Here is an 858-nt window from a genome sequence, read left to right as displayed (position 1 = left end):
TGGCATGCGCATTTTTAGTATAGCATGAGATATTTTAAGTTTTTATTGAAAAATATTGACAAACTATTAGCTGGTTTAGTAAAAAAGCGTCTCTACTTATTGTAGAAACGCACCCATTAATAATTAAATGTATAAATATTGTTAGTTTGTCATTGACCATTTAACAGCATCATTTATGTTCTCAGCTATATAATCGGGCTTTACTTCACCCCAATGATCATAAAACTCACTGTTTATGTATTTATTATATGCTTCAGTACCTGAACCTGTTTTCACTAATATTTTTATACAGCCAGCCTCGTTAGCTGCAACCATATCTGTCCATCTATCCCCTATAACTACACACTCAGCTATTTTTATATTATTTTCCTCGGCACCTTTAATCAGCATACCAGTAGAAGGTTTTCTACAATTACATCCTTCATTATGTTGATGTGGACATATGTAAACTTTATTAAATCCAAATTCAATAAGTTCTTTTTCAAAGTCCTCTACTGTTGCTTCTCCTTTGGATATACCTGGCTGGTTAGTAAAAGAGAAGATTAATATCCCAGAGTCTTTTAAATGCTGTATTGAATCTGCAACATTGGGAAACAATTCAAACTCTCCAGGATAAATAACCTTATCACTCCCCCCGATAGTTCCATCTCTATCTATGAAAACAGCTTGAATGTTCATAACTTACTCCTCCCGAACTCACTATTTATTTATAAAAAATATTCTGCAATGCTCAAATGAATTCCTGTATTTTGGGAACTTCTTATTAAACTAACCTGCCCCGTTCGTATTATAAGGTCAGCCAGATATTTCTGGTTGACCATTTTTTATATGGTTTTATTATTACGGTAGCCGGGGTAG

The 858-nt window shown here is 33.4% G+C and carries 1 protein-coding gene; it reads right to left on the bottom strand.

Translation table 11 applies throughout. From position 1 onward, the window contains the following. Window positions 1–141: 141 nt before the first annotated feature. On the bottom strand, window positions 142–678 hold the full coding sequence (locus AC3WTL_RS25660) for an HAD-IIIA family hydrolase (RefSeq protein ID WP_492370281.1): 537 nt from the start codon (window positions 676–678) through the stop codon (window positions 142–144). Between the last annotated feature and the right edge of the window lie 180 nt (window positions 679–858).

It is taken from the genome of Cytobacillus sp. EB106-05-05-XG126 (assembly GCF_058791715.1).
Note: the sequence above shows the minus strand (reverse complement) of the source record. Positions and strands in the feature narration are given on the sequence as shown.